Raw genomic sequence first — 26,734 nt, 5'->3', positions numbered from 1 at the left:
GCACTCCAGTGCCACTATCAAAATGTACTGTGTGAATCCAAAAGTTCCAATCCACGGCATAAATCCGATACCTGTACTGCCAAAACACCATACTCTGTTAACGCAGTTGCTATGCGCGGATGGTGAACTAAGTATAACAAGCTTTTGCTAACTGCGTACAAATCTGGCGGCAACTGCGTAAACCATGCCTGCACAGCAGCAGTCGTCGTCATGTAAACGGCTTTCAAACTTCCCTCGTGTGCCTTTTGTGTCAATACAGACCAGTTAACAGGCTGTGGCTGACGTTGATACACCTCGGCTATCTCAATCTGCCAGCCCTGCTGATGCAACTGATTAATGATCAAGTCTCTTCCACCAACACCACGAATCAACAACAACCTACCTTTCAGCTGCTGCCATAAAGGTAAGCGTAAAACCGCTTCACTGTCATGTCCGTCAACAGGATATAAAATTCGCTTAAATCCATAAGAAGCCAATGTACTGGCTGTGGATGCGCCTACCGCAACATGCAATAAACTCTCTGACTGAGAAACATATTTAGCCGCAATATGCACAGCACTCGGACTAACCCAGAGAACCACATTCTGAACCAGACTTTTCAAAACTAACTGTTGTAAAACTGCTGGTTGTGGTTGCAGCTGCTGATATTCAAGCACTAACGGTACCCAGCCTGCGCGAACACAACAGTCTATATCAGCAGCGGCAGCCAACCGCGGTCGCATTAGTGCCAGACAGGGGCGAGCATTCATCGTTCTGATAACACAGCAGCAATCAATTGTTGTGCACCCTGATGAGTTAACTGCTGGGCAACACTTAAACCAAGCTGTTCTGCCTCTTCCAGACAAGCTTGTGCACTGGCACGCAGCACAGTTGTACCATCAGCAGAAGCAACTAGGCCACGCAATTCGAGCATACCAGATTTTTCAACACAATATGCGGCCAGAGGAACTTGACAGCTACCACCTAAAACTTTTGCCATAGAACGTTCAGCAGTGACACTAGCGGCTGTAACAGGATGATGAAGTGGTTGTAACAACTTCAATAAATCCTGACGATGAGCCGCAACCTCAATTGCCAGTGCGCCCTGCCCGACAGCTGGTAACAACACCTCGGCTGGTAATATTTTTCGAATACGCCCATCCAATCCCAACCGCTCCAATCCGGCCGCAGCCAGAATTATCGCCGCATATTCCTGCCTATCCAGCTTATCCAGACGCGTTTGCACATTTCCGCGCAAAGGCTTAACCTGCAAATGAGGATAGTGCAACCGGATCTGCGCTTCGCGGCGCAGGCTGGAAGTACCCACTATTGCTGCCGGTGGCAAATCAGCCAGATCGGCATATTGATGAGAAACAAAAGCATCCAGCGGATTAGCACGCTTTGTTATGGCTGCCAGTACAAAGCCTTCTGGCAGCTGCATAGGTACATCTTTAAGAGAGTGAACTGCAATATCAGCAACTTCCTGCTGTAAAGCTAATTCAAGCTCCTTGATAAACAGCCCCTTACCGCCTATTTTGGATAAAGACTGATGCAATATCTGATCGCCCCGCGTCGTCATCCCCCGAATATCAACAGATAAATCAGGGTATACCATTTGAAGGCATTGCTGCACATAACGTGCCTGCCACATAGCCAGAGCACTCTCACGACTGGCAATGACTAATTTTTTCTTTGTCATACTGATATGCAAGAATCAAGAAAATCAAGGGAGATATTTTAACACTAACTAAAGAAAGAACAGATTTTAATCAACCCTATCCTGACAGGAAAAAGATAGTGCTTCAGAGCGCTGTAATAATTCACTAACCAGACTACTTACACCAGCCTGAGCTGATGCCCGAATAAACTGTACATTTTGCAAACCTTCATACGGCTGCGGATCAACCAGAAAAACTTCTGCATCTGGTGGGATATACTGCACCAAACCTGCTGCTGGATAAACCTGTAAAGAAGTACCGATGATTATCACTATATCAGCAGTTCGCATCAATTGTATTGCCGTTTCAATCATAGGAACTGCCTCACCAAACCAGACGATATGCGGCCGCATTGGAAACCCTCTGGCATCAACATCCCCCATCGTCTGATCAGAAAAACAATCTACAATATAATTTTCATCGACACTGCTTCTAGCTTTTAATAGCTCACCATGTAAATGCAATACATGGCTGCTCCCAGCACGCTCATGCAGATCATCCACATTTTGAGTAATAATCTTTACCTCATAGCCACTTTCCAGATGTCTTAAAGCAAGATGGGCTGCATTTGGTTGAACATTTTGCAACTGGCGCCGTAGACGATTATAGAAATCAAGTACCCGTAAAGGATTGCGAGCAAACCCTTCAGGGGTAGCCACATCTTCCACTCGCTCTCCATCCCATAAACCGCCATGATTACGAAAAGTCTTTAAACCACTTTCAGCACTTATGCCCGAACCCGTTAAAACAACTACCTGCTGGCGCTTTAATGAAATAGACATATTTAATTATGCACAAAAGCGGTAATTGCTGCTTTTAGTCGTTGTAGCCCGGCCTGTAAATCAGCATCAGTCAGTAACAAACTTGGTGCCAGACGCAACACATTTTGACCGGCAACCAAAACCAGTACACCATGCTGCAATGCTAACTGCATCAACTGTGCTGCTCGTCCCTTATACTCATCAGACATCACACAGCCAAGCAATAATCCCTGCCCCCTCACCTGAGAAAACACACCCATTGCCGTACCTAACTCCTGTAATCCTGCCTGTAACTTTTCTCCTTGCAGCAGCACATTCTGCATCGTTTCCGGTGTATTGATAATATCAAAAGCAGCACAACCCACAGCACATGCAAGGGGATTACCACCAAATGTACTTCCATGACTGCCCGGCGTAAAACTACTTCCAACTTTAGCAGTAGTAAGCATAGCACCTATCGGAATACCGCAACCCAGCGCTTTAGCACTGGAAACAATGTCCGGCTGCACATCATAATATTGATGCGCAAATAATTTTCCTGTACGCCCCATGCCAGTCTGAACTTCATCAAAAATCAACAACGCCCGATGCCGGTCACAGGCTTTTCTGGCTGCCAGCAAAAACTCAGCATTTGCCGGCAACACACCACTTTCCCCCTGTATTGGTTCAATGACAACTGCACAGGTTTTATCATTAACCGCTGCATCAAGAGCAGCAACATCATTAAACGGAATATGCCGAATACCACCCGGTAATGGTGCAAAGTCATCACTATATTTTGATTGGCCGCCAACCGAAACAGTAAACAGCGTACGCCCATGAAAACCATTTACACAGGCTATAATCTCGTGCTTATCCGTGCCAGCGAAATGGTCACGTGCATATTTGCGCGCCAGCTTGAATGCAGCCTCATTTGCCTCCGCACCAGAATTACAAAAAAATACCTGCTCTGCAAACGTATCTTTTACCAGCCGCTGCGCCAGCTCCTGAGCTGGTTGTGTAGTATAAATATTGGAAATATGCCACAGCTTATGTGCCTGTGCAGTGAGCGCCTCAATCAATATCGGATGGCAATGTCCCAACGCATTAACTGCAATACCGCCAGCCAAATCAATATATTCCTGCCCATTTTTATCCCAGACCCGGCTGCCCTGCCCATGCTCAGGAAACATAGGTGCAAAATTGAAATTAGGGGTTAAATAATTATGCATCTTTCTCTCTATTTATTTATACAAACATTATTGGAAAAACAATATAATATTATAATAATTAACAATCATCAAAACCCTGATAACTGGCTGTATCCAAAACCTCATCAATCCAAACCAATACCATAACAGAATCGATTTCCTATACATAGCATAACATTATTAACTACTAATCTGCTCGGCAATTCAAAATTCTGTTGGCTCAACATAGCAAAACAAATACAAATACCTAAAATAAATCTGCATTTTCGCCTTACTCCTATATCCTGCCTCAAATACCGCCTTATCATTTACCAACAATAAAAAATCCGCCCATAAAAGCATATCTTAACTTACACTATGCACAACTCTATACCTGAACACCATCAAAGCATCAACTGATCAACTCTCTAATAAAGCAAACTATAGCCACAAATCCACAGTAAAATAGTGCTTATCTTATCGAGAAAGCGTTGTTTACTCTCAGGAGTATGGCCACCACTCCAGAAATCATTGCCGATATCAAAGCCGGCAAAAAAAGATAAATACAATGAATGTAGAACAAGCTTACCGGATAAAGACCAAGATAATTTGGGCAAATTAACAAGCTTTATAAACACATTGCTTATTAAACTGCCTGAAATACCAGAATACCTAAGCATCTTAATTATGAAAAGAACCAGAAAAACCAGATAGCGATAGCCATAATAGCTACCTAAAAACAACCATCAGCAAAAAACATAAACTAGCATTAACCATTCTTCGCGACAGTAAATGCTGCTTTAAATCTCAGCAAGAAAAAACAGTTGGCAAACAATATTTGTTATACAGAACAAAATCAACTAAATCCCTATCAAGCTTGATCTATTACATCATCAGGTCTGCTCTCAAAATACCTGACAGTTAGATAGCAAGCCAACAATGTTGCCGGCAAAATTAATAAACCAACGCCCATGAGCATACTGCCGATTGTCAGGCATATTAAAGCATTAGGTAAACCACAGCAACAACCAATAACAACCAAAACTTTTAGAAAGGGATTAGAAGAAACATTAAATATCCATCCAAACATCATAATTAATAATATTATCGTTGCAATGAGAACCACTACACTCAAAGCTTTTCCATCGCCTACAATCCCAATAAAGAAACATGGCGAGCCGATAATCAAGGAACCTAGAGATATCAAAAAACGTTTTACAAATGTGGCACGGGTATATTCTTTTTCCATATTCATTCCAACCTCTATATTAGCTTAAATAGCTGTTTATCAAACATAATACACAAGCCAAACATAGTTTCAGATAACTTTTTATATAAAATGATTCCTGTTACATCTCATACTATTAAAGATTTTTAAGATATCAAAAATAATAACTTCAAATACAAGCTTTACCAGCATCAATTACAAATTTCAATTAGCTTAGCTTAATCTTCACTTTCAACGCTGGTTTAACTTTAGGTTGATATTTTGCCCCTCCTTTTAAGTACCAGTAAACCAAATAACCAGCCAATATATACAATGGCAACATAAGAATACCAACCATAAAAGCAAAACTAATTACCACGGGAGGAAGGGCACAAAACATCGCGATAACCACTATAGTATTAATTACAAAATTTGATTTGCAGTTCAAAATCCATCCGAGAATCATTAACATAAGCACAACCACTACAAAACAAGCTGTGACTATTAAAACCAGTATCACATAGTATTTTGTGGATTCATAATCATATCCTATAGACAGGAAACAGAGGAGAACGACATACAAAAAAATCCAAAACGGTGCTGCTGTAATAATTAACGCACCGAATGAAAGAGCTAAACGAGAGAAAAAATCTTGTGATTTAAAATAGTTCAAGTTCACATCGCCTCCATGAATTTTCATTCACATGCTTTTTTTTACATTATAAAACATATTATATGTGTAGCAATTAAAATTATTTATAACTATCTTAGTATATTTTTATTATCGAAAACTTAATACTTCTAAACAGGAAAGATTAAACTTAAATGAGTAAATAATAATTATATCAAATATGTATTACAAAATTACCATTTATCAATAATGATATTTGTAGCAAAATAAAACTATCAGCAATTAACTGCGCACCATGATTTATAAGCATTTAGTGCTCTAACAAAATTAGATCAATCAATACAAAATACTAACTTTTGTAATTTTATGAAAAATTAGTTATAATAAAAAAACAACTTTGTGACATTAAAAACAATGTTAAAACCTTACTTTTTTTGATTACTGAATCATCAGATTTTGATTAGGTTTATCTATAAAATAAGCGAGAATATATATGATAAAAGAATATACTGGTGCAATTTTCTTACAGCGCGTAATATGCTCTTTTTCCACTCTAATCTTCAGTGCATGGCCTATGTTACTGGCACTCTTTGCTGATGGCGGAAAAATGCCAATTCTAAAGTTAGTTAAAGTATTTACCGAAGATATAACACTAGACATAAATGATCTTTTATTAATCATGGCCTTTTTTGCCATATTAATACTTTTAATCATGATAACTGGCTGGATTTTTGATGTTTCATCTAATCTGTTTTTAAAAATACTGGTTGTTATTGGCTGCATTTGTGGCATACCCAACACAATTATATCTCTATTACTATTTATCGGTGGCGGCTTTCTGATTGTGCCAGCAGCAATTCTGGCAATCTATCTGACATATTGGTATTTTAAAGGCGGTGCAGATTATCCTATGGAACAAAAACCCAATATTATCCTGAAAATAAAATCCTGATAACTATTGCGCCCTTCTCCAGATAAAGCCAATACAGTAATAATACTTATAAGACACAACAATCCGCTTAATATTAATTTATAAGTTATTCGTAGATTTCTGGTTCTATAAAATTTTTCTTCCCTTATTCAAAGATATAGCTATATGATTTCCTTTGATTTTATCTTCTATTTTTTAATCATTGATTTCTTAACTATTTCACTTATAATTTTTTATTATCTGTCGGTTATCAATTTTAAATATTATTTTTTAGAGCAATAAATCCCCCAATAATCAATTCCTCCTTAATGGTAATCTCATAATCGTTTTCAAGTTTCTCTCTAATACATAAACTTGTTCCTGTTATATTCATATCTATTTTCCTCATATAGAGCATAAGTATCAGATAAAAAGATCGGAATTAGCCTATAACCGATATTTTAAATACACAAATATCAACTTTTTTGATAAAAGCAAGCTACAGCCACTAATCCAGAGTAAAATACTGTTTATTTTGCCAAGAGAGCGTTGTTTACTATCATGAGTATTGCCACCATTCCAGAAATCATTGCCGATATCAAAGCCGGCAAAATGGTTATCCTTACCGATGCAGAAGATCGTGAAAACGAAGGCGATTTAATTATGGCCGCACAGTTTGTCACGCCTGAGGCCATCAATTTCATGATTAAATACGCTCGCGGACTGGTTTGTCTGCCTTTAGAAGAAGAGATTGTCGACCGCCTGCATTTACCGCTGATGACCCAGAACAATGGTGCCCAGTATGGCACCAACTTCACCGTTTCAATTGAAGCAGCACATGGTATTACTACCGGCATATCGGCCGCAGACCGTGCACATACCGTACAGGCAGCAGTTTCCCCAACAGCAAAAGCAGAAGATATCGTTCAGCCCGGCCATATTTTTCCGTTACGCGCGCAAAAAGGGGGCGTTCTGGTGCGTACCGGACACACTGAAGCCAGTGTTGATTTAGCCAAACTGGCCGGTTTGATTCCGGCAGCAGTTATCTGCGAAATTATTAATGATGATGGTACCATGGCACGTATGCCGGAACTAACCATTTTTGCAGAAAAACACAATATTAAAATCGGAACTATTGCAGATTTAATTGAGTACCGCAGCCGCCATGAAAGCCTGATAGAAGAACTCGGCGTCAACAATATCCATACAACTTGGGGCGACTTCACACAGCATGTCTATGTAGATCAATTATCAGGCGAAACTCATCTGGCATTAGTAAAAGGTAATCCGGCAAACGCCGACGAAGTACTGGTACGCGTACATGAACCATTCAGCGCCATGGATTTTCTGCAACCAGACCAGCTGCATACCTGGTCACTACCTAAAGCCATGGCGCGCATACAACAATCTGATGCCGGCATCATCATCCTGATGCACCGCACCGAAACAGGAGCCACCCTGCTCGACCGCACCTTACCCAAAGGCGCACATCAGGCCAGACAATGGGACAGCAAAACCTATGGCATCGGAGCACAGATACTGGCTGGTCTGCAAGTAAAACGCATGCGGGTTATGGGTAAACCATCTGCCTTTACCGGCCTGAACGGATTCGGTCTTGAAGTAACCGGATTTGAAGAACCAGCCCAATAATATTTCTTTACTAAACAAGTATATATTTTAGTAACACAATTGAAATACAATACGCCCCCTCAGGCTGTCTGAATTATGCGATGTAACCGAACAAAAACATCACATATTTTCCGACAGCCTATTGTAATGGCTGTTTTTCAAGGATAATATTTAATGCAACTGACCCCACAAAAATGGGCTGCTTCCGGTTTAACTTTTGGCTGCATTGTCTTCGGACTCGGTAGCTTAATTGTCAAATTTGTATCCATAGGTTCCTATGCCATTGCCTTATGGCGCGTATTTATTGGTGGTATTGTTTTTCTGTTACTCAGCCGGCATTTTGGACAAAAATTACCGACAAGTAGCAGAGCAAAGCGTTTTTGTATTCTTTCTGGCGTATTTCTAGGCTTTGATCTGGCATTCTGGCACGAAAGTATTCATGCCGTTGGCCCCGGTATTTCAACCCTGCTCAATAGCATGCAGATATTCTTTCTAACCGCTATAGCGTGGTTTTTCTTTAACGAGCGCCAAAGTAAACTGCAACTGTTCAGCATGCTTCTGTCCGTCATCGGCATTATACTCATCGCCCATCCCGAGCTCAGACATAATACCCATGGCGGATACGGAATTTTTATCGGCTTAATTTCCGGTGCTGCCCTTGCTGCCTCAATGGCCTGTATCCGGCAGGCACATCTGGCAGAACCGGTTTCATTATTTCCATTAATGCTACTGGTAAGCACCGGTGCAGTTGGCGCCTTAATTGTACCAAGCATATTGATTGATTCGAGCCATTTCTGGCCTACCAATATGACAGATGCACTTCTGATTTTCACTTATGGCATAGTGATGCAATGCTTTGCATGGGGATTAATTGCTTACGCAGTGCCGTTACTGTCATTAACTTTAACCGGCCTCTTATTATTAAGTGAACCGGTGGCTGCGATACTCATTGATTATTTTTTCCTCAACAAACCGATTAATACAATACAGTGGACTGGCACAGCATTAACACTGATGGCAATATATCTAGGTTCGCTCAAGCCCAGACGCAGCCAGAAAAAAACCGCTTAAACATTCCACCCTATCACCAAATTCGGTAAAATCAGAACACTAAACATTGGCACTTGAGTACCCATCAAAAAGCATTTTTACTGGCGTACACATCCCGCCAATGGCATAACTGATGATAAAGGAAATCAAAATGAATACCATCACCCCAGAGCACAATGGTTCTGGCCTACACATAGGCATCGTACAGGCGCGTTTCACCAATCCGATTGGAGCCCAACTGGTTAAGGCCTGTACCGAACGTTTGGTAAAACTGGGGGTTAAGGATAGCAATATTACACTGGCCACCGTACCCGGTGCATTAGAAGTACCGCTGGTATTGCAAAGCATGGCTCGCAGCGGCAAATTTGACGCACTAGTAGCCATCGGCGTAGTTATCCGCGGTGAAACCTATCATTTCGAACTGGTATCCAACGAAGCGGCCGCTGGCGTATCCCGCATCAGTCTTGATTACCAGATACCGATTGCCAACGCCATCCTCACCACCGAAAACGATGCTCAGGCTCTGGCACGCATGCACAATAAAGGCAGCGAAGCTGCGGTGGTAGCAGTGGAAATGGCCAATCTGCTCAAAACCCAATATTGATTATTTACTGAACAAGGACATTATATACATGTCAATGATTACCCCACGTCGCCGAGCGCGTCAGTTTGCCGTACAGGCACTGTATCAGGCACAACTGAACAAAGAAGAATCAGCAGCCATCATCGCGCAGAACATCCGCGACAATGAATATTTTGCCAAGGCAGACAGTGAACTGTTTACCCAGATATTCTTTGGTGCCTACAACAACCAGCGCGATTACATGAAACGCATTCGTCCCCTGCTTGACCGGCATGAAGATGAACTTAATCCAGTAGAAAAAGCTGTACTGTTAATGGCCTGCCATGAACTTTCAGCCATGCCGGAAACACCACATCCGGTTATTATTAACGAAGCCATTGAAATCACCAAAACCTTCGGCGGTACAGACGGCTATAAATTCATCAATGGCATTCTGGATAAACTTTCAGCAGAATTACGTGCTTCCTCATAAAGAAACTGGCACCCCAAATGTAAAAACAGACAGGTTGATTGATCAACCTGTCTGTTTTTTCAACCACAATCAAAAACATAAATATTTTATTTTATGTATCATTTCATTAAAAATTAGTATTGCAGGATACTTCTTATTTATTTACAATAAAACATATTTATATTACATCAAATATTAATTAATTACATGAAAAAACAATTCAACATTAACGAAAACACATCTGGTTATAATAACTACATACAACCTATGCCGGCATTAGCAGATGGTAAACTGGAGCTGGCCTCACCTGCCTATCGTCTGTGTGCAATAACCATCAATCAGCTATTCCAATATATCATTTTTTTGCCCATATATATCTATTCACTATCAGCATTATTCGAAACTATGAAGGAAGAGTACGACTCGGATGAATTTACAGAGTTTTTTCTAGAGTGGCTTACACTACCGCAAACGTTGACTATTATCATGATAACGATAATGGCTCTAATTATTTTTACCGCATGGCAAATAAGCTGGATGACTAAATATGGTCAGTCTATAGGTAAACGCATGCTAAATATCAGGGTAATCAGAACCAATGGTGATAATCCTGGCTTTATACGCAATGTTATTTTGCGCGAAATCGTATATCAATTAATAGTAGTAATAATAGGCACATTGACTTTAGGCATTGGTTACTTTGTCTTTATGCTTTTTCCGGCTATGGTATTTATTAATAAGTGGCAGCGGCGAACATTACAGGATTTTCTGGCAGATACAATCGTTGTCAAAGATAAAACTTCCAATAAGCCTGTAACAGTTAAAATTCCCAAACGTTAATTAGATATTCTGATTGTGGTTGTTACAGGGACTATTAATAAGCCTATATCAGATATTTAATACTCAGTATGGATAGCAAATCAATAGTTCGAACAAGTAATCATTTAATCGTTCAATAGAAAACCGGTTAATTTGAACAATAAAAGTTGCTTGCTATTGATCAATCACCACCAACCAATAACAGTAACGTAATTATTTATACTCTATCGAGAAACTGAGAAGCGTATAAAAATAGGAGCTGAATATTGATCACAAAAAAATTATAGAACTTAAAAGCAATATTACTTAAAATATTTAACAGTATATTTTATATTTTATGTATAGCTATTGTAGCAGAAGAAACAATTACTGTAACAATTAAAGTTATTTATGTAATTTTCATCAACTAATTTTTAGAAAAATCAATTATGTCTAATACCCAAGAAAACTTTTCAACAAATAATCATCAATATGACCATACAATAGATAGGGAAGTTGAAGTTGAACTTGCCAGTCCCTGGAACAGAATTAGCGCATATATTATTAACAATCTCTTGCTAACTTTGGTTGCCCTTATTGGCTGTATACCCGCTTTTATTTTTGTTAAATTTGTCTTACAATCTGAATCTGACGATATTATAGTTATAAGTTTAATAATATGCATTTCTATATCTCTATTAGTCTTTGCTATCTTTCAATTTATACAAATGAGCAAAACCGGCCAATCTTTTGGCAAACGCCTGATGGGTATTAAAGTTATTGGCATTGACGGACAAAATCCGGGATTTGTTGGTACTGTATTACTTCGCGAAGGTGTTTTTAACATAATTAACAAGATTATTTCAGTTATTGTTGTGTTTATATTTGTTCACTTATTTAACTTTCCTGAGATAGCTGCTGAATTTTTATTTGCTTATCTGCTTCCGTTTATTTGCCTGATTATGCTTTTCCGAAAAACTACAAATCAACGTACTCTTCAGGATTATTTAGCCAGAACAATAGTTATAAAAGCAGAGAAATAGTCATATAGATAATACCTATCAACACACACTGTCTCGAAAAAATAAACCTGAGCTTACACTGGAAATTTGTTGGCAGAATTACTGTAATTAACAGTCAGCCTTGAGTTTACAAATATCAATAGCCTGCATATGCCAGTGCGCGTGTACTATGCCGCGTAACTGGCACTGCCGATTAGGATACTTTCCACACATGCTTTACATAAAGAACGGTTTCTCGACGACGCCCGTCATATTGTTGAATTAGCCAAACGCAATCATAAGCGCATGATAGCATCATCCTCCCTTGCAACATGGCTACCAAAGCAGCTTTCAATAATGCCACGGGTCTGGATATCGTTGTGATCGATTCTATCACTATGGTATCGCATCTGCTCACCGCTGCTGGGGTTAATTTCAAAATGTTCATTATCAATCAGTTAAGCCGGCATGTACCCCGTCTGTATAAAGTTGCACCAGCTACACAAAAACATTATATGGAAGATAAGCAGTCCCCATTCAGAACCGGAAAAGTACGATGAGTAGATTTATCGCAAAATTTAGTGGCAGAATTAACCATTATCTATAACAGCAAAATATACAAAATCTGAGATTGGTAAACGATTGATGAGAATCAAAGTCATCAAAACCAATGGACAAAAGTCTGGTTTTATTGGCACGGTATTAGTACGTAAGATTGTATTTAATATGCTTTCGGGGTCAGTATTATTGTTTATATTCTTACAACCGATATGAAGTTTCATACTACCATCATTTATTTCTCAATTAGCTGTGATTTTTATTATAAATTTACGTATATATTTGTTTAATCATGCTATTTCTCAAAAAAAAAAAAAAAAAACAATCGCCGAACTTTACAAGACTATCTTGCTAACACAATTGTAATTAATGTATAAAAACATAATGAATTAATGAAAATTGCCACAAATACATTTATTGTGATTATTAATCATTTTAAGTTAAAATTTGTTCTATACAACTTGTATTAAGTTAATGGATAACTCTACATATGACTGATTTTCATTCTTCCTCATCTAACAGTAGCTTAGCAGATGATTATGAAATTGAAGTTGAACTAGCCTCTCCTTGGAGTCGGATTGCTGCTGCTATAATTAACGTGCTGATTTTTCATCTTGGTATGATTCTGGGTACACTTTTCTTTGGACTTATAGCCAAAATGTTGCACAGTGCCCTAGCCGGAAAAATATGTTTAATATTGGCTACTTTAGTTCCGATATTAATGTATTTTATTGGTCAGAGCATTATGATGAGTACAAAAGGTCAATCCTTTGGAAAAAAACTGCTAGGAATAAAAGTTATCAAAATAGATGGTAGCAATCCCGGATTTATCGGAACTGTTTTATTCCGTACAGTAATTCCTTATGTTGCATTACTTATAGTAGGTCTAACGCTAAACCTGCTCTTTTATCAAGACATTGAAATTGCTTTAATTAAATCTAAGCCGATAACTTTATTTTTTTATATTCTTTGCCTGTTTATGTTATTTCGTACCGCAACCTATCGGCGCACTTTAGAAGACTATCTGGCTAAAACCATTGTAATTAAAATTTAGTCCTGAGTTTACAAATATCAACTGCCTGCGTACTATGCTGGCAGTTGTTTTACATTTACAGATAAAAAACATTACAAGGGAATGATCATGCCACAATACCGTTCACAGACTTCTACACACGGGCGCAATATGGCTGGTGCGCGAGCGTTATGGCGCGCAACTGGTGTTGCCGATAACGATTTCGGTAAACCCATTATTGCCATTGCCAATTCTTTTACTCAGTTTGTTCCCGGCCATGTACATTTACATAATATTGGTCAGCTAGTAGCACGCGAAATTGAGCGTTCTGGTGGTATCGCTAAGGAATTTAATACTATAGCCGTAGATGATGGCATTGCTATGGGACATGAAGGGATGCTGTACAGTTTGCCTTCACGCGACCTGATTGCCGATAGTGTTGAATATATGGTTAATGCCCATTGTGCAGATGCGCTGGTGTGTATATCCAACTGTGACAAAATTACCCCGGGAATGCTGATGGCGTCGATGCGCCTGAATATTCCAACCATATTTGTATCCGGCGGCCCGATGGAGGCTGGTAAAATCATCGCTATGTCTAATGGTCAGCAACAGACACGCAAGCTGGATTTGATTGATGCGATGATTGAAGCCGGTAACGATAAGATCAGCGATGAAACCGTGGCCAATGTAGAACGTAGTGCCTGCCCTACCTGCGGCTCCTGCTCCGGCATGTTTACGGCCAATTCGATGAACTGTCTGACTGAGGCACTGGGCTTGTCTTTGCCCGGTAATGGTTCTTTACTGGCTACCCATGCATTACGTAAAGAGCTGTTTCTTGAGGCTGGCCGGCGTATTGTTGAATTAGCCAAACGCTATTATGAGCAGGATGATAGCAGTGTTCTGCCACGCAGCATTGCTACTAAGGCTGCGTTTAATAATGCCATGAGTCTTGATATCGCTATGGGCGGTTCTACCAATACGGTATTGCACCTGCTCGCCGCTGCTACTGAAGCTGGGGTTAATTTCAAAATGGCCGATATCGACCAGTTAAGCCGGCATGTTCCCTGTCTGTGTAAAGTTGCACCAGCTACGCAGAAATATCATATGGAAGATGTACATCGCGCTGGTGGTGTAATGGCCATTCTGTCCCAGCTCAATCGTGCCGGATTGCTGGATACCAGTGTGCATACAGTGCATATGCCCACGCTGGCAGATGCAATTGCGCACTGGGATGTAAGCAATCCAGACAATACCGAAGCAAAACAACGATATCAGGCGGCACCAGGTGGTGTACGTTCAACCGAAGCTTTTTCGCAAAACTGTATGTGGCCATCGCTTGATCTGGATCGCGAAAATGGCTGTATCCGTGATAAGGAGCACGCCTATTCACAAGATGGCGGTTTGGCAGTTTTGTTTGGCAATCTGGCCGAACGCGGCTGTGTGGTAAAAACCGCAGGTGTAGACGACAGTATTCTTAAATTTAGCGGTCGGGCACGTGTCTTTGAAAGTCAGGATGCTGCGGTTGAAGCCATTCTGGGCAATCATATTGTAGCTGGTGATGTGGTTATTATCCGTTATGAAGGCCCTAAAGGCGGGCCCGGTATGCAGGAAATGCTTTATCCAACCAGTTATTTGAAATCCAAAGGCTTGGGTAAGGCCTGTGCTTTACTTACCGATGGCCGTTTTTCCGGTGGTACATCCGGCTTGTCAATTGGCCACGCTTCACCAGAAGCTGCTGAAGGCGGTAATATTGGTCTGGTACACGAGGGAGATATTATTGAAATTGATATTCCTGCACGCCGGATTCATCTGGCTGTATCTGATAGTGAATTACAACAACGCCGGACAGAAATGGAAAGCCGTGGTGCCCGTGCATGGAAGCCGGTAGAGCGCCAACGCCATGTTTCCGTTGCTTTACGCGCCTATGCCGCGATGACTACCAGTGCTGATACCGGTGCAGTACGTGATGTCACTCAGGTAGAACGACAAGATTAATTACTTCTGAAAAACCACCCGTTTTGCTGCGGATAAAAAATTACCGATCAGCAAAACGGGTTCTTTTTGTGGTAAACAAGTCTGTTTAATAATTATCAGTCATTTATCTGTCATGAATCAGCGGTAAAGCCAGACAAAATAGCGATATGCGTTTAAACATGTTATGGTAGCAGTGTTGCATCATGTCTTTTATCTGTTTGAACATGTCTACTGCTGCTTTTCCTTTTCCAGTTAATGCAGGCACTCTTGCCAAACTGGCCAAGCTCAATATCAGTAATATCTGGGATTTGGCTCTGCATTTGCCTTTACGCTATGAAGACGAAACTCATATCACCCCAATTGCTGATGCCCAGACGGGCGTACCCGTGCAGATTGAAGCAACGGTAATTCATCAGCAAATACAATTTCGTCCACGCAAACAGTTAGTAGTACAGGTCAAAGATGTGTCCGGTTATGTTCTGTATCTTCGTTTTCTGCATTTTTACCCTAGCCAGCAAAAGCAATTGGCCGAAGGCAATGTCATTCGTGCTCTGGGTGAAATCAGACATGGCTTTTTTGGTGATGAAATGGTACATCCTAAAATTCGTACCGATATTGACAAGGGATTAGCTGAAAGCCTGACACCTGTCTATCCTACAGTGAACGGGCTGAATCAACCCACTTTACGGCGGCTGATTCAGGCTGCGCTTAAGCATCTGCCAGCAGACGATACTCTGCCAGCCGAGCTATTACAACAACTGCAATTACCTCCCTTTCTGGAAAGTGTGACTTTTCTGCATTCACCTCCACCTGAGTACACAGCACGGGACTTACATGAAGGTACTTTGCCTGCATGGCAGCGGCTGAAATTTGATGAATTGCTGGCACAGCAATTGTCAATGCGGCTGGCACGCCAGCAGCGTTTGAGTGGTCATGCCACAGCTTTATGTGGTGATGGACACATCAGTCAACCTTTACTGGCTAATCTGGGTTTCGCTTTAACTACGGCACAACAGCGCGCTATTGCTGAAATCACTAATGATTTGGCACAAACACATCCGATGCACCGTTTATTGCAGGGAGATGTGGGCAGTGGCAAGACCATTGTTTGTGCATTGGCAGCCGCAGCAGCAATGGAAGCAGGTTTTCAGGTAGCCGTGATGGCACCCACAGAAATTCTGGCTGAGCAGCATTATTTGAAATTTCAGCAATGGTTTGCGCCATTAGGAATCAGGATTGTCTGGCTTTCCGGCAGTGTGCGTAAAAAAGCCCGTGAAGAGGCAAAGAATGAGCTGACAAATGGTACCGTTCAACTGGCTGTTGGCACGCACGCGCTGTTTCAGGATGATGTGGCCTTTCATAATCTGGGGTTAGTGATTGTTGATGAACAACACCGCTTTGGTGTAGCTCAGCGTCTGGCTTTAAAGAATAAAGGAGATGATGTACATCAGTTAATGATGTCTGCCACACCGATACCGCGCACACTGGCAATGAGTTTTTTTGCTGATCTGGATGTTTCAGTGATTGATGAGCTGCCGCCCGGACGCACACCGGTGGTCACTCGTCTGGTGAACAGTACCCGCCGGCATGAAGTGGAAAAGCTGGTCAAACATACCTGTATTCAGGGCAGACAGGTGTATTGGGTATGTCCGTTAATTGAGGAATCGGAAACATTACAATTACAAACAGCAGTGGATACTGTTGCTCAATTACAGACCGCATTGCCAGAACTAACTATAGGTCTGATACATGGCCGGCTGAAGCCTGCGGAAAAAGCAGCAGTAATGGCTGCATTTGTCGAAGGTCGTACTCAGGTACTGGTGGCAACCACTGTGATTGAAGTTGGGGTGGATGTGCCTAATGCCAGTCTAATGGTTATTGAACATGCTGAGCGTATGGGGCTAGCGCAACTGCATCAACTACGCGGGCGCGTGGGTCGCGGAGCAGCAGCCAGCCGCTGTGTATTGTTGTTTAGTGAACCACTGGGCGATTTAGCCAAAGCGCGCCTGAAAGTAATTTATGAAAATACTGATGGTTTTGAGATTGCCAGACAGGATTTAAATATTCGGGGCCCGGGAGAATTTCTGGGAGCACGCCAAAGTGGTGTACCTATGCTGCGCTTTGCCAATCTGGAAGAAGATTTGCCATTACTGGAAAAAGCACGTGATCTGGCGCCGATCCTGATTAGCCAGCAACCGGAAGCAGTTAATAAACATCTGCAACGCTGGCTGTCGCAACGTGCCGCTTATTTAGGAGTATAAAATAATTTACCGTTATCGGTGACAATGACTCAGGCTGATTCAGTTATCACGCTAATAAGCATGGTTATGGAGACCTATATCAGCCAGATGAATATATCACCCATAAATTCAAATAAAATAAAAAAACCTGTTTGAAAAATCAAACAGGTTTTCAGAATCTGGCACGCCCACGGGGAATCGAACCCCGGTTACCGCCGTGAAAGGGCGATGTCCTAACCGCTAGACGATGGGCGCGTTGTCTTACTGGTGCACCCGGAGCGATTCGAACGCCCGACCCTCTGGTTCGTAGCCAGATACTCTATCCAACTGAGCTACGGGTGCATTGATTTCAAACTCATCAACGAGTCACTGAAAATCAAGAAGCGCGATAATACGCAATAATCTGAGTTTTGGCAAGCAAAAACGCAAACAAACATAGAAAAAATATTTATATTTATGATTTATATGTTTTTTCAAAACAGCCGATACAAAATCTACAACATTTCAATACCAGATACTTCACGTGCCAGTTTTGCTGCGGTGTTATCTGTCATTCCGCCGACAAAATCCAGAACTTTCATATAAGCCAGATATAAGCTATCGTCTTTGCTCAGTTTTTGTTCTTTCAATAAGGATAAGGCCAATTCCTGCCGTTTGCTCAATTTATCGGTTTTAATAAAGGCATGTACAGCGGGTACCAGCAGCCCCAGTATTGAACCGAGACAGGGAAAGGTAGCGATTTCGGTAATCAGCTTGCTTTGATGACGGAATATCCGCGTTCGCGCCAGCTCTTTGGCTGCATTTAGTGCCTCATTTACATCTGGGCTAGACAGAGCAAGTAAGTCTTTGCCACGGAATGAACCATTTAATAAATCACCATGATGCTTGATAAAGGTATGGGCAATATCATCTACCGCGCGACCAATAGCAATACCACGCAAACGGGCACAACGTCCCTGACTGGCATAGTCATGCCAGTCATATTCTTTATTGGTTAATCTGGATAATATTTGTTCTACTTCATCTACCTGCAACAAGCCCAGTTCAACGGCATCTTCCAAATCCAGCAAGGCGTAGCAAATATCATCGGCCGCTTCCATCAAATAGGATAATGGATGTCGCACCCAGTGATTTTCTCCTGACTGAGGCAGTCCGAGCTCCTGAGCCACACAATCAATAAAAGGCAGCTCAGTCTGATAAATATTGAATTTATTTCTTCCCTGTTCAGCCGAACTTGTCCAAGGGTATTTCAGCAAAGCGCCGATAACCGCAGAGGTAAGACGCATGCCTCCAGCGTTCTGATACATTTCCAGACTGGCTATCAGCCGTAAGCTATGTGCATTACCCTCATAGGTTTCAATATCATTACGCTCGGCATTACTTAGTTCCCGTAAATAGTGTGCATGCTGCGGGTCGCGAAACCATTCACGCAATGCATCTTCACCAGTATGCCCAAACGGCGGATTACCAAAATCATGTGCCAGACAGGCTACCTGCACTATCGCGCCAATATCGGCAGCATGACTGCCCGGTGGTAAGAAATTCCCAGCCGCCAGCATAACACCGACACGATTGCCCAAGCTGCGTCCAACGCTGGCTACTTCAACGCTATGAGTGAGGCGATTATGTGTATGGTCATGTAGGGCAAACGGATGCACCTGCGTTTTACGTGCCAGACGGCGAAAACCACTGGAAAACACCACGCGATCATAGTCTATGTGAAAATCAGTACGCAAAGCTTCCGCACCCTCTTCACTGGAGGCGGTTACAGTAGGTACGACACAGCCGTTATCCAGTTTAAAACGCTGGACACTGAGTAATCGGGTCCAGTCCATACAGTATGGCTTTGTTGTTTTCATATGCAGACAGGTTGACAGGCTGAAATCACCATAGATATTTCACTGGCTGAAATCACCAGCTGCCATCATTCAGCCCTGTTTCAACTCATATATTCCTTCGTTATTATGCTGACTTAATGATAACATGCTGTAAGCTATGGCGTAATCAAAAACGGTTTTTCCATTCTCGTAAGTAAGTAAATACAGCCAGTGGCTCAGTGGACTGCTGCTCAGATAATCCTTTCTGCACTACTGATGCAATAACTGGCGGCTGGCTGGTACGCAAAAAAGGATTGATCTCACGTTCATGTGCCAGACTTACCGGTAATGTAGGTAATGTTGCTGTTTGCAATACTGCCTGCCTGATTGCCGGATTATCCGGTTCTACTGCCTGAGCAAATTTTAAATTAGCTGCTGTATATTCATGTGCCGGATAGAATAAAGTATTCTCTGGCAGGCTGTTTAAACGCTGTAAGCTGGCAAACATTTGTGCCATAGTTCCGGGAAATACCCGCCCGCAACCGGCACTAAACAGCGTATCACCACAAAATACCCGTTGCTGGCCAGCAGAATCAGTTAATACATAAGCCAGATGATCAGCAGTATGGCCGGGAATATGCCATACTGCTACCTGCTGTCCAAATACTTCAAATTCGCTGCCTTCATTTACTGCCCTGTTCACCTCTAGCCACTCACTCCAGCCAGCAACCTGACATTGCGGATAGTGTTGTTTTAACGCTGCTACACCATCCGTATGATCATAATGAGCATGGGTAAGCCAGATAGCATTCAGGTTTAACGCCTGTGCAGCCAGATAATTCATCACCACGGCCGCTTCACCCGGATCGACCACTATTGCCTGATTCCCTTGCCGCAATAACCAGATATAATTATCAGACAAGGCTGGTAATGGAACGATTTGCATCATGGCTTACTCCTGTTTAGCAATATAATAACCAGTACTGCAAGGCAATCAGGGTTTTGCCGTCATGAATCTGGTTATTGGCCAATGCCGTACGCACCTCATCCCGGCTCAGTAACAATGGCTCAAGAATTTCATCCTCATCTGCTGCCAGTGCACTATTGGGCTGCACATTTTCTGCCAGATAAAGATACATTTTTTCATCACCGAAACCGGGTACGGTATAGAAAGTATGAATCAGTTTAACTTCTGCTGCGGTATAAGGTGTTTCTTCCGCCAGCTCGCGCAAGGCAGCATCAGCCGGATCCTCATTTTTGCCATCCAGCTTGCCCGCCGGAATTTCCAGTAAGGCCTCTCCCACCGGATAGCGCCATTGTCTTACCAATACCACTTTCTGCTCAGCTGTCACGGCCAGAACCGCAGCGGCTCCCGGATGCTGTATCACTACCCGTTGTGCCTGATTGCCATTCGGTAAGCTGACGGTATCTTCAAAAACATTTAAAAATGAACCACGATAGATTTCTTTGCTGGTAATTTTTGTTTCGGTTAAATTCATTCTGATATTTTTACTGTAGCTAAAACTCTAGCGTAGTCATTTCAGCTACACATGGCAATATCGGATACTGCTTTAGCGTAAAATAAATAATTATGTATCGCATTTTTACTGGATTCATTATGTACTTATCTTTATTCGCTATTGCCAGCGGAGCTGCGCTGGGCGCTATTTTGCGCTGGCTGCTGGGTACCTGCCTGAATTCACTTCATTCCTACCTGCCGTATGGCACACTAGTAGCCAACTGGACAGGAGCCTATCTGATTGGTTTGTCCAGTGGTCTGTTTACGCATTTTGTGAATATTGCACCAGAATGGCGGCTGTTTGTGATTACCGGCTTCCTTGGCGGGCTGACTACTTTTTCAACTTTTTCGCTCGAATCTGTGCAATTACTTCAGTCACAACGCTATGCAGCAGCCATAGCCCATATGCTGCTGCATACAGGTGGTTCCTTACTCTTGACCATACTAGGTTTACTCAGCGTGCACTGGTGGCCGAAAATTGCCTGAAGCCGCATCATGTACTTATCAACCATCCACAGGCTGCGCTGGTGTTTCCAGAATAAGCTGGTACAGTGCCGCATCCAGCCAGTGGCCGAATTTGAAGCCAATCTGTGGCAATGTGCCAACATGTTTGAAACCTAGCTGCTCATGCAGAGCTATGCTGCCACTATTGGCTGCATCAATTACCCCCATCAATACATGCTTATCTGCCTTTTGTGCACGTGTAATCAGCTCCTGCATCAGCTTGCGTGCCAGCCCCTGTCGCCGGCAATCATTACGTACATATACACTGTGTTCTACCGTATATTTATTAGCCGGATAATCCCGGAATGCGCCCCATGAAGCAAATGCCAGCAGCTCTCCCTGCCCGTTTACGGCACCAATTACCGGACAGTTACGTGCACGCTTGGCTGCAAACCAGCCTTCCATGAATGATAGCGAACGCGGTTCATAATCATACAGGGCAGTAGAATTGGCAATAGTGTCATTAAAAAGCGCCAGAATGGCTGCCGCGTGTTCTTTTTCGGTACAGTCAATCAGTTTTACCGAATCGTTCGTATCTATACTCATTATTTTCTCCCATATAAAAAACTGCCTGTAAATATACAGGCAGTTAGCACAAAATCAGACTAAACCTTTTTTAGCCAGATAACCTTCATAATCACCCAGATAATACTCAAAACCACCTTCACCATCCAGCTCAAGAATCTGCGTAGCCAGACTGGAAACAAACTGACGGTCATGAGAGACAAACACCAGCGTGCCCGGGAATTTTTCCAGTGCCATATTTAACGCTTCAATGCTTTCCATATCCATGTGGTTAGTGGGCTCATCCATCACCAGCACATTCGGTTCCTGTAAAATCAGCTTGCCATACAGCATACGGCCTTTCTCACCACCCGATAGTACTTGCACCTGCTTGCCCACTTCATTGCTGCCGAAAAGCAAGCGTCCCAATGTACCACGAATTACCTGCTCATCATCGCCTTCTTTTCCCCACTGGCGCATCCACTCAGTTAATGTCATCGGTACATCAAAATCGTTTTCATGGTCTTGCGGGTAATAGCCTACCTGTGCTTTTTCCGCCCATTTAACGGTACCTGTATCTGCCTTGATGCCTTCGTTGCAGGCTTCATCGTATGCACCGGCCAGTAGTTTCAGCAAGGTGGATTTACCGGCACCATTCGGGCCAATAATGGCCAGACGCTCACCGGCATCCAGCATCAGATTCAGCTTATTAAACAATTGCCGGTCAAATCGTTTGGATAAATCCTGCACTTCCAGTGCCTGTCGATGTAATTTTTTCTTATCGTCAAAATTAAAGCGGATAAACGGGCTCTGACGGCTAGATGGCTTCACTTCTACCATATCGGCTTTAATTTTATCAGCCAGCTTAGCACGACTGGTCGCCTGCCTTGCCTTGGATTTGTTGGCAGAAAAACGTGCCACAAATTCCTGCAATTCCTGTAGTTTTTCCTTGGCCTTGGCATTGTCTTTCAAAGTACGTTCACGTGCCTGAGTTGAAGCCAGCATATAATCATCATAATTACCCGGATACAATGTAATGCCACCATAATCCACATCGGCCATATAAGTACACACTTCATTCAGAAAGTGGCGGTCGTGTGAAATAATAATCATGGTAGATTCATAACTGTTTAATACCCCTTCCAGCCAGCGAATGGTATTAATATCCAGATTATTGGTAGGTTCATCCAGCAGCAACACATCTGGCTTGGAAAAAAGCGCCTGTGCCAGCAATACACGCAGTTTAAAACCGGGCGCCACCTCACTCATGCTGGCATTATGTAAATGCTCATCAATGCCCACACCGGCAAGCAACTCGGCCGCACGCGCCTCAGCCGTATAACCGTCATACTCGGCAAACTTAGCTTCCAGATCAGCCGCGCGCATATAATCATCTTCGGTAGCATCCGGATTAGCATAGATAGCATCACGCTCTGTCATGGCTGCCCACATTTCAGTATGCCCCATCAACACTACGTCCAGCACCCGCATATCTTCATATGCAAACTGATCCTGCCGCAGCTTACCCAGCCGCAGCCCCTGATCGATGGCCACCTCACCGCTGCTGGGCTCCAGATCACCACCCAGAATTTTCATGAATGTTGATTTACCTGAACCGTTGGCACCAATCAAACCATAACGATGGCCGCCACCGAACTTCACCGACACATTTTCAAACAATGGCTTAGCGCCAAACTGCATCGTAATATTATTGGTACTGATCACAGGAATGTTTCCTTTAAAATCCTGACAAAATAGTCTAATTTTAGCACAGGCAAATGCCAAAGTTCGGCAATCCCTGTACTGACGTTTACAATATAGTCATTTAAAATGTAAAAACGCTTTTCATCTACTACAAATGCATAGTGATATGGTCAGATTAAGCCCCAAACTAATAGCCTTATTATTGCTCTGTGGTGCCATTGCAGGTGTAGCCGGCATGGCACTTATCGGCTTACTGCACCTGATCCAGCAGGTAGTTTACGGAATTTCCCGCGTTGATGGCATCACTTTTCGCAACATAGTCGAACAAACCAGTGCCACCCATCGGCTGCTGGCCTTAAGTGGCTGTGGTGTGATTGCAGGCACAGGCTGGTTTTTACTGCACCGTTATGCATCCAAACTGGTTGATATCAAACAGGCAATCAGTAACAATGCCCCCTCCATACCATTAAGTACTACCATGATTCATGCCCTGCTGCAGATTCTTACTGTAGGTATGGGTTCTCCTCTCGGGCGTGAGACAGCACCACGTGAAATCAGTTCAGCGATTGCTGATTATATAAGCCGCCGCTTAGCTATCAGCGCTGAAGAACGCAAAATCCTGCTGTCCTGTAGCGCGGCTGCCGGTCTGGCCGCTGTTTTTGATGTACCACTTGCCGGTGCCCTGTTTGCACTGGAAACCCTGCTATTCAGTTTTCAGCGGAATCATGTTATCGCTGCTTTAATCTGCTGTACCACTGCTGCATGGGTTGCCCGTCTGGGATTGGGCAGCATACCAGCCTATCAGCTACCCGCGTTTACTTTGAACAGCTCATTGTTAATCTGGGCGCTGCTGTTCGGTCCGGTAATCGTTGCCAGCTCATGGTTGTTACAGCGCCAACTTGCCTACTGTAAACCAGCCAACCGTAGCAGCCCCAGACTGATTTTTATCAGTATGGCTGCTTTTATATTAATTGGAGCCATGGCCATGTGGTTACCAGAAATACTGGGTAATGGCAAAGCCGGTAACGAACTGTTATTTAATGACAGCATTGGCTGGCGTTACGCTCTGGCTCTGCTAATCGGCAAATGGCTGGCACTACTGCTGGCAACTCGTGGCGGCGCTTATGGTGGATTTATTACTCCCTCTATGATGCTCGGCGGCCTTATCGCATTACTGGCAGCCACAGCATGGAACAGCGTACTACCATCAGTGCCGGTTGTTGCCGCGGTGATAACTGGTGCCACTGTTTTTCTGGCTATACAGCAAAAAATGCCCCTGACCGCCATATTATTCGTACTGGAAATAACCAATATCGCACCAGACTTTATCATGCCCGTGAGCTTGTGCCTGCTTACCGCACTACCCTGCCAGCAGGCCTTAAACAAACAATAAGACAACAGAGCGCAGCTATGTGCCAAATCCGAACAGATTTCGGCTTCTGCCAGCCAGTTGTGCATGCGCAAATATTCTGCCAACCGAACCTCAGCAGAGCCTGTTACTGGTTTATACTGGAATTCAAAACGCGCTAAGGGCAGCATTAACATCAGAATTGGTTCAGTGCTTTTGCCGGCATGTAAACCCAACCGCGTATACAAAACAGATTAAATTCAATACAGCGCCCGCGCCGGTACAACTGAAACTTTTGCTCCCGTCTCCATAAACAATATTTTTATGTTGTGCCACCAGCGACAGAGATGCCTGAAAACAGGCTGCAATTACCGCCTATACAAAACAGAAGCACTGAGCAAAAGCCAAGCAGATTAAATCAGCACAAAACAAACCGCCCACACATCATTGCTCCTGCCGATGTAGCAGGTAAGAAAGATAGATTACATGACCGTACTACCATAGCCCCAAGCCCTGAACAAATACAGGTGTTGCTGTATGGCTGAAACTAGCATTACTTTGCTGTTACATGAGAAAAATTGAAAACGTGATTAATGCAACACAACTGGTAAAAAAACCGTGAACTAAAATTAATTAATATATGTATACTATTAATCAATTATCAAAAATGAATCGACAAAACCAGATTTTTCAAAAGCACAAATATTGTGTAAAAAAATATTTTACTGCCTATTTATCAGCAGTAAGTAGCTAATTACAATACAATATTCTTACCCGATAAATGTGTTTCGGACAAGGTAAATAGTACCTGCTTAAGTCACACCATACCCTGAATAAGGAAACCAGAATGAAACTTTATCTTTATGACCATTGCCCCTACTGTGTACGTGCGCGCATGATATTTGGTAAAAAAATGGTACCGGTAGAAAATATTTACCTACTCAACGATGATGAAGACACACCTAACAAGCTAGTTGGCAAAAAAATGGTGCCAATTTTAGTCAAAGATGATGGTTGCGCCATGGGTGAAAGTCTGGATATCGTACACTACATCGACCAGCTTGCCGGTGATACCCTCTTAAGTCATACCATCCGTCCCGAAATTGAAGACTGGATAAAAATTGTCGATACATACCGCAATTTCCTAACCCTGCCACGCTGCATCAGCATTAATCTGCCTGAATTTGCCACTCAAAGCGCTATAGACTATTTTGTTAGTAAAAAAACAGCTATTTACGGCAATTTTCAACAACATCTGCTTAACAGCCAAACCTATATTGAGCGCCTGAATGCAGATCTGATTGCATTGTCACCATTGTTTATCAGCGATTGTGGTGCCAGTGGTACATTTGGCATGGAAGATATTCTGTTATTTCCGCTACTGCGCAATCTAACCATGGTTAAAAGCATTGAATGGCCGGCTCCGGTGCTTGACTACATCAACAGCATCAGTCGCATTACCTGCATTCCCCTGTTTAACGATCGCGCCATCTGAGAGTTCTCTTTGCCTGTATTGGCAGCCGGTACCCTGTGCCGACTGCCTTTTTTATTAGATTATATTCATCCAAATTTACCAATGTCCTTGTGTTGCAGATTACTCACTACTACAATACATTAAACACTGATAATTGATTAATATACTGCTTAAATTTGCTGTATAGATG

The 26,734-nt window shown here is 42.6% G+C and carries 26 protein-coding genes, 2 tRNA genes and 1 pseudogene; 16 read left to right on the top strand and 13 right to left on the bottom strand.

Annotation, left to right across the window (positions count from 1 at the left end):
• Positions 1 to 17 precede the first annotated feature (17 nt).
• The 6 genes from MJ761_RS08565 to MJ761_RS08540 form a co-directional block, all read right to left on the bottom strand.
• Positions 18 to 749 carry a uroporphyrinogen-III synthase gene (locus tag MJ761_RS08565; protein ID WP_093091457.1) on the bottom strand — a complete coding sequence of 244 codons (732 nt, stop codon included), beginning with the start codon at positions 747 to 749 and terminating at the stop codon, positions 18 to 20.
• Positions 746 to 1,678, bottom strand: coding sequence for a hydroxymethylbilane synthase (gene hemC / locus MJ761_RS08560; protein WP_093091455.1), 933 nt, complete (start codon positions 1,676 to 1,678; stop codon positions 746 to 748). Before hemC ends, MJ761_RS08565 begins: the two co-directional genes overlap by 4 nt.
• A 66-nt stretch (positions 1,679 to 1,744) precedes the next feature.
• On the bottom strand, positions 1,745 to 2,479 hold the full coding sequence (locus MJ761_RS08555; RefSeq protein ID WP_176715046.1) for an SIR2 family NAD-dependent protein deacylase: 735 nt from the start codon (positions 2,477 to 2,479) through the stop codon (positions 1,745 to 1,747).
• Positions 2,480 to 2,481: 2 nt separating this feature from the next.
• Positions 2,482 to 3,669: an acetylornithine/succinyldiaminopimelate transaminase gene (locus MJ761_RS08550; RefSeq protein WP_093091453.1), complete on the bottom strand. Its 1,188-nt coding sequence runs from the start codon at positions 3,667 to 3,669 to the stop codon at positions 2,482 to 2,484.
• Positions 3,670 to 4,498: 829 nt separating this feature from the next.
• On the bottom strand, positions 4,499 to 4,876 hold the full coding sequence (locus MJ761_RS08545) for a hypothetical protein (protein WP_093091451.1): 378 nt from the start codon (positions 4,874 to 4,876) through the stop codon (positions 4,499 to 4,501).
• A gap of 187 nt (positions 4,877 to 5,063) precedes the next feature.
• Positions 5,064 to 5,534 (bottom strand): hypothetical protein, encoded by a 471-nt coding sequence (locus tag MJ761_RS08540; protein WP_093091449.1) that lies wholly within the window; start codon positions 5,532 to 5,534, stop codon positions 5,064 to 5,066.
• 424 nt (positions 5,535 to 5,958) lie between these two features.
• Between MJ761_RS08540 and MJ761_RS08535 the strand changes: the two genes are divergently transcribed.
• The 12 genes and pseudogenes from MJ761_RS08535 (at position 5,959) to recG (ending at position 17,695) form a co-directional block, all read left to right on the top strand.
• Positions 5,959 to 6,417, top strand: a complete 459-nt coding sequence (locus MJ761_RS08535) for a hypothetical protein (protein WP_093091447.1) — start codon at positions 5,959 to 5,961, stop codon at positions 6,415 to 6,417.
• Positions 6,418 to 6,942: 525 nt separating this feature from the next.
• Positions 6,943 to 8,025 (top strand): annotated as a pseudogene (gene ribBA, locus MJ761_RS08530) (bifunctional 3,4-dihydroxy-2-butanone-4-phosphate synthase/GTP cyclohydrolase II); the annotation flags it as partial.
• 153 nt (positions 8,026 to 8,178) lie between these two features.
• Complete coding sequence (locus MJ761_RS08525) at positions 8,179 to 9,075, top strand: DMT family transporter (RefSeq protein WP_093091445.1); 897 nt, start codon at positions 8,179 to 8,181, stop codon at positions 9,073 to 9,075.
• A 130-nt stretch (positions 9,076 to 9,205) separates the two neighbouring features.
• The gene (gene ribH, locus MJ761_RS08520; RefSeq protein ID WP_093091443.1) at positions 9,206 to 9,658 is read left to right on the top strand and encodes a 6,7-dimethyl-8-ribityllumazine synthase; all 453 of its coding nucleotides are present in this window, start codon (positions 9,206 to 9,208) and stop codon (positions 9,656 to 9,658) included.
• A gap of 34 nt (positions 9,659 to 9,692) precedes the next feature.
• The gene (gene nusB / locus MJ761_RS08515) at positions 9,693 to 10,109 is read left to right on the top strand and encodes a transcription antitermination factor NusB (protein WP_037405362.1); all 417 of its coding nucleotides are present in this window, start codon (positions 9,693 to 9,695) and stop codon (positions 10,107 to 10,109) included.
• A 186-nt stretch (positions 10,110 to 10,295) separates the two neighbouring features.
• Positions 10,296 to 10,928 (top strand): RDD family protein, encoded by a 633-nt coding sequence (locus MJ761_RS08510; protein ID WP_093091441.1) that lies wholly within the window; start codon positions 10,296 to 10,298, stop codon positions 10,926 to 10,928.
• 407 nt (positions 10,929 to 11,335) lie between these two features.
• Complete coding sequence (locus tag MJ761_RS08505) at positions 11,336 to 11,929, top strand: RDD family protein (protein ID WP_093091439.1); 594 nt, start codon at positions 11,336 to 11,338, stop codon at positions 11,927 to 11,929.
• A 272-nt stretch (positions 11,930 to 12,201) separates the two neighbouring features.
• The gene (locus MJ761_RS08500) at positions 12,202 to 12,447 is read left to right on the top strand and encodes a dihydroxy-acid dehydratase domain-containing protein (RefSeq protein WP_338054957.1); all 246 of its coding nucleotides are present in this window, start codon (positions 12,202 to 12,204) and stop codon (positions 12,445 to 12,447) included.
• 82 nt (positions 12,448 to 12,529) lie between these two features.
• Positions 12,530 to 12,661 (top strand): hypothetical protein, encoded by a 132-nt coding sequence (locus tag MJ761_RS11000; protein WP_369796834.1) that lies wholly within the window; start codon positions 12,530 to 12,532, stop codon positions 12,659 to 12,661.
• Between the two features lie 274 nt (positions 12,662 to 12,935).
• A complete protein-coding gene (locus MJ761_RS08495) occupies positions 12,936 to 13,499 on the top strand; it encodes an RDD family protein (RefSeq protein WP_093091432.1) in 564 nt (187 codons plus the stop codon).
• An 87-nt stretch (positions 13,500 to 13,586) separates the two neighbouring features.
• On the top strand, positions 13,587 to 15,455 hold the full coding sequence (ilvD, locus tag MJ761_RS08490; protein WP_093091430.1) for a dihydroxy-acid dehydratase: 1,869 nt from the start codon (positions 13,587 to 13,589) through the stop codon (positions 15,453 to 15,455).
• A gap of 203 nt (positions 15,456 to 15,658) precedes the next feature.
• Complete coding sequence (gene recG, locus MJ761_RS08485) at positions 15,659 to 17,695, top strand: ATP-dependent DNA helicase RecG (RefSeq protein WP_218060199.1); 2,037 nt, start codon at positions 15,659 to 15,661, stop codon at positions 17,693 to 17,695.
• Between the two features lie 159 nt (positions 17,696 to 17,854).
• Here the strand turns inward: recG and MJ761_RS08480 are convergent.
• The 5 genes from MJ761_RS08480 to MJ761_RS08460 form a co-directional block, all read right to left on the bottom strand.
• Positions 17,855 to 17,929, bottom strand: a tRNA-Glu gene (locus MJ761_RS08480).
• A 10-nt stretch (positions 17,930 to 17,939) separates the two neighbouring features.
• Positions 17,940 to 18,016, bottom strand: a tRNA-Arg gene (locus MJ761_RS08475).
• A gap of 152 nt (positions 18,017 to 18,168) precedes the next feature.
• A complete protein-coding gene (locus tag MJ761_RS08470; RefSeq protein WP_093091426.1) occupies positions 18,169 to 19,509 on the bottom strand; it encodes a deoxyguanosinetriphosphate triphosphohydrolase in 1,341 nt (446 codons plus the stop codon).
• 169 nt (positions 19,510 to 19,678) lie between these two features.
• A complete protein-coding gene (gene gloB / locus MJ761_RS08465) occupies positions 19,679 to 20,440 on the bottom strand; it encodes a hydroxyacylglutathione hydrolase (protein ID WP_093091424.1) in 762 nt (253 codons plus the stop codon).
• A gap of 13 nt (positions 20,441 to 20,453) precedes the next feature.
• On the bottom strand, positions 20,454 to 20,990 hold the full coding sequence (locus MJ761_RS08460; RefSeq protein ID WP_093091422.1) for an NUDIX hydrolase: 537 nt from the start codon (positions 20,988 to 20,990) through the stop codon (positions 20,454 to 20,456).
• Between the two features lie 119 nt (positions 20,991 to 21,109).
• On the opposite strand from MJ761_RS08460, the gene crcB reads away from it, so the two are divergent.
• Entirely contained in the window at positions 21,110 to 21,496 is a 387-nt protein-coding gene (gene crcB, locus MJ761_RS08455) for a fluoride efflux transporter CrcB (protein ID WP_093091420.1), read from the top strand.
• Positions 21,497 to 21,514: 18 nt separating this feature from the next.
• Here the strand turns inward: crcB and MJ761_RS08450 are convergent, their stop codons facing one another.
• A complete protein-coding gene (locus MJ761_RS08450; RefSeq protein ID WP_093091418.1) occupies positions 21,515 to 22,060 on the bottom strand; it encodes a GNAT family N-acetyltransferase in 546 nt (181 codons plus the stop codon).
• A 54-nt stretch (positions 22,061 to 22,114) separates the two neighbouring features.
• The gene (locus MJ761_RS08445; RefSeq protein WP_093091416.1) at positions 22,115 to 23,743 is read right to left on the bottom strand and encodes an ABC-F family ATPase; all 1,629 of its coding nucleotides are present in this window, start codon (positions 23,741 to 23,743) and stop codon (positions 22,115 to 22,117) included.
• A 145-nt stretch (positions 23,744 to 23,888) separates the two neighbouring features.
• Between MJ761_RS08445 and MJ761_RS08440 the strand changes: the two genes are divergently transcribed.
• The 3 genes from MJ761_RS08440 to grxB all read left to right on the top strand — a co-directional run bounded on the left by MJ761_RS08440 (position 23,889) and on the right by grxB (position 26,565).
• Entirely contained in the window at positions 23,889 to 25,115 is a 1,227-nt protein-coding gene (locus tag MJ761_RS08440; protein ID WP_093091414.1) for a chloride channel protein, read from the top strand.
• A gap of 302 nt (positions 25,116 to 25,417) precedes the next feature.
• On the top strand, positions 25,418 to 25,615 hold the full coding sequence (locus MJ761_RS08435; protein ID WP_093091412.1) for a hypothetical protein: 198 nt from the start codon (positions 25,418 to 25,420) through the stop codon (positions 25,613 to 25,615).
• Positions 25,616 to 25,917: 302 nt separating this feature from the next.
• Positions 25,918 to 26,565 carry a glutaredoxin 2 gene (grxB, locus tag MJ761_RS08430; RefSeq protein WP_093091410.1) on the top strand — a complete coding sequence of 216 codons (648 nt, stop codon included), beginning with the start codon at positions 25,918 to 25,920 and terminating at the stop codon, positions 26,563 to 26,565.
• Positions 26,566 to 26,734 lie beyond the last annotated feature (169 nt).

The sequence above is a fragment of the Snodgrassella communis genome (assembly GCF_914768045.1).
GTDB lineage: Bacteria > Pseudomonadota > Gammaproteobacteria > Burkholderiales > Neisseriaceae > Snodgrassella > Snodgrassella communis.
Note: the sequence above shows the minus strand (reverse complement) of the source record. Positions and strands in the feature narration are given on the sequence as shown.